The sequence below is a fragment of the Flectobacillus sp. genome (assembly GCF_049240685.1).
GTDB lineage: Bacteria > Bacteroidota > Bacteroidia > Cytophagales > Spirosomataceae > Flectobacillus.
Genome location: NZ_JBMLSD010000402.1, coordinates 1 through 3,683, shown reverse-complemented (window position 1 = coordinate 3,683; position 3,683 = coordinate 1). Strand labels below are relative to the sequence as shown.

The 3,683-nt window shown below is 38.1% G+C and carries 3 protein-coding genes; 1 reads left to right on the top strand and 2 read right to left on the bottom strand.

All coding sequences use genetic code 11. The features are described 5' to 3' along the window. Nucleotides 1-128 precede the first annotated feature (128 nt). Entirely contained in the window at nucleotides 129-1,508 is a 1,380-nt protein-coding gene (gene radA, locus ACOVQ4_RS18435) for a DNA repair protein RadA (protein ID WP_421822085.1), read from the top strand. Nucleotides 1,509-1,710: 202 nt separating this feature from the next. Here the strand turns inward: radA and truA are convergent, their stop codons facing one another. Further along, on the bottom strand, nucleotides 1,711-2,448 hold the full coding sequence (truA, locus tag ACOVQ4_RS18430; protein WP_421822084.1) for a tRNA pseudouridine(38-40) synthase TruA: 738 nt from the start codon (nucleotides 2,446-2,448) through the stop codon (nucleotides 1,711-1,713). Between the two features lie 374 nt (nucleotides 2,449-2,822). Further along, complete coding sequence (locus ACOVQ4_RS18425; RefSeq protein ID WP_421822083.1) at nucleotides 2,823-3,413, bottom strand: nucleotidyltransferase family protein; 591 nt, start codon at nucleotides 3,411-3,413, stop codon at nucleotides 2,823-2,825. Between the last annotated feature and the right edge of the window lie 270 nt (nucleotides 3,414-3,683).

The following is a 3,683-nucleotide window of genomic DNA, read 5'->3' as shown; positions in this document are numbered from 1 at the left end:
ACAACTGGATAAAAGGTAAGCCTGATTTGATCAGAAACACTTTGCACATATAGCTGAGGGCATTTTGCTTAATGCTTAAGGCGGGTAAAACTAAAGTAAGTTTGCCCACTATCATATACAATAACTTTATGGCTAAAACTAAAACCTCCTTTTTTTGTCAAAATTGTGGACATCAAGCACCTAAATGGTTGGGGCGCTGTCCTTCATGTGGAGAATGGAATACCTTTGTAGAGGAGCTGATTCAGAAGGAAGAACCAAGCAAAGGCTCTTGGAAGTCGAGTACATCTTTGAAGGTAGCGGCCAAACCTAGAGCAATTCAAGAGATTAATTTTGAAGAACAACCTCGTATCAAAACCAAAGATCAAGAACTAAATCGTGTACTTGGTGGAGGAATTGTCTTAGGGTCGTTGATACTTATTGGTGGCGAGCCTGGCATTGGTAAATCTACGCTGATGCTACAAATCGCCCTGACGCTCAGCAATTACAGAGTACTATATGTTTCGGGTGAAGAATCCGAACAGCAAATCAAAATGCGAGCCGAGCGCTTGGCTCACAAAAGTGATAATTGCTACATTTTGACCGAAACTTCAACACAAAACATCTTTAAACAAATAGAGCAGTTTGAGCCAGATATTCTGATTATCGACTCGATTCAAACGCTCCAATCATCGTTTATCGAGGCTGGTGCTGGTAGTATCTCTCAGGTAAAAGAATGTGCCGCCGAGCTCATGAAGTATGCCAAAGAGTCGGGCACTCCTGTGTTTATGATTGGACATATTACAAAAGATGGTGGCCTGGCAGGCCCCAAAGTCTTGGAGCACATGGTAGATACCGTTTTGCAATTTGAAGGGGATAGACATTTAGCTTACAGAATTTTGCGAACAACCAAAAACCGATTTGGTAGCACCTCAGAGCTAGGTATTTATGAAATGTTAGAGTCTGGATTGAGAGAAGTGACCAACCCTTCCGAAATACTTATTTCACAGCGCGATGAAGATTTTTCGGGTATTACCATTGGTGCTATGTTGGAAGGAAACCGTCCACTACTCATTGAGATTCAATCTCTTGTATCTATTGCCACCTACGGAACACCGCAACGAAGTTCGACAGGCTTTGACGCCAAGCGCTTAAATATGATTTTGGCAGTTCTTGAAAAAAGAGGTGGATTCAGGTTAGGAAATCAAGACGTTTTCTTGAACATTGCTGGCGGCTTAAAAGTCGAAGACCCTGCCATAGATTTGGCTGTATGTACCTCTATTGTTTCCTCTTACGAAGATATTAGTATTCCAAATACCGTTTGCTTTGCAGCAGAAGTTGGTTTGGGAGGCGAGGTACGAGCAGTAAATAGAATAGAACAACGTATTGCTGAAGCCCAAAAATTAGGATTCAAAGAAATTTGGATTTCAAAATTTAATGCTAAAGGCCTCAATGTAGATGCCTTCGACATTAAGATTCGAATGGCCTCAAAATTAGAGGATGTATTTATTCAGATTTTAAGAAAGGTTTAAGCCTTGGGCTTTCGGCAATAGGCTTTGGGTAATTAGATTTAAGTTTTGTGTTGATGACACACAGCAAAGAGTGTAAAAATGTTTTAGTAACAATAGATATATTTTGCCAAATGCCCGAAGCCGAAAGCCCAAAATCATCATTTAGTGTTCATACTTATATAAATTATGTCGGTAAAAAAGTATCTTTCACCGATGTCTCGCTTTATAAATCATAATTTACCTCCATCAAAAATAGGCCTTGAGCTGGTACTGAGCGCCCAGCATTTTGGCGATTTTTATCGGTAATAATTTTTTCGAATCCTTCCAAACTCAATTTGCCGAGTCCAACCTCCAACAAAGTACCCACGATTGCTCGTACCATTCCTCTCAAAAAACGATTGGCTTTGATATGAAAAACTAATAAATCGGAGGATTCTTGCTTCCATTCGGCCTGCATTATAGTACAGTTAAAGGTTTTTACATCTGTATGTAACTTACTGAAACATTCAAAATCCTCATATTCAAATAAAATTTGTGCAGCCTCATTCATTTTATTGAGGTCGAGAGGCATTTCAAATTGATATGCCATGTTTTGATAAAATGGTGATTTTCGAGTCAAAATTCGATACTCGTATTTCCGATAGGTGGCCTCAAATCTACAATGATAATCTTCTGGTACTTCATATATCCTTTTAATAGTAATATTTTTAGATAAAATTTTATTTAAACGATACACCAATTGATTTATATCAGAAATTGGATTTTTGCGGTCAAACTGTGCCACTTGCGTATAGGCATGAACCCCTGCATCAGTACGTGAGCTACCCGTCAAACTTGTAGGTTCTTTGAGTAAAGTAGTCAACGCTTTTTCTATCTCCTCTTGAACCGTCAGGGCATTCGGCTGGATTTGCCAACCCGCATATTGAGTTCCTAAATAGGCACATTCTATAAAGTATCGCATATTCAAATAATGATATATTAATTTTACACTATTTATTGTTTAATAACCCAAAAATGGTCATCCACATACCAAATAATAATTTCCACAACTTTTGGGAAGGTACTGAATTGTACAATATATATATTTGTATCGAAAACTTATCTAATAGGTTAGTGATCAAATAATAGCAAGAAGCAATATGGCAAAGCTGCAAGGTTACTACCTTGCAGCTTTCTTTTTTGTCAAAATGTAACCTATTTAATTGCCTTCAAACAAAAAGCCGAAGAACAGCGCTCTTCAGCTTTATTCGTTTGGTAGTTGTTTCGGAATAATTGTACAAATCTAATTTTACTTTAAAAAAGTATGAGTTTGGTAAGTGATTTTTTATCAATCATTCATATTTTTTTGTGGACAAGCTCAGCCAAGTCTTGTGGAGTATCGATATCCCAAGTACCCAATTCAAAAGGAACGGTCAGTGTCGAATCTTGATAAAAAGGTAAAAAGCTTTTAGCGCCCTGATCACCAGTCAACATCAACAACTCATGTCTAATGTTGGGAGAAAATAGCATAGGAACTCCCATTTTGCCACCGTAGTCACAAGCAACTATGTCTGGATTTTTTTCTTGAAATACATGCACCATTTGCCAAAGTAATGAGGTACTGACCGCAGGCTGATCTGATAATAATATCATAATTGGGGCTTGTTTGTTTGTCAAAGAGCCAACGCCAGCCTTAATAGAAGAACCCATCCCATGCATCCAGTCGCCATTAATCACAACTTTCGGAAATAATCCTGCCTGATGCAAAGTCCATTCAATACCTTTGGCATGAGAGCCCAAAACCACAGTCACATTTGTACTAATCGAAAGGGCCTTGGTTACAATATGTTCAATCAAAGTTTTGCCCTGATATACTACTAATTGTTTTGGTTGCCCAAGCCGACTAGAGTTTCCTGCGGCAAGAATAATAATTTCAAGAGATTCCATAATACAGTTCCAATGGGGTTTTGTGCGCCTGCAAAACTACAAATTTCTTTAATTTTACAAGGCCGATTTTCGCAACAAATAGGCTGTTTGGGAAGAAATCTTCTAAATTCATCAGTACCACAGATAGATATTTTATTTGGGATGGGCTTTGATGTATCTACAGGCCTAATAAATTTGAAACATCTTTGCTCCTAAAGGGTTTTCCACAAAATAATCATGATTATACTTTGTCCAAGTCAAATGGCATTCGGCGAATGCGCTTACCTGTTG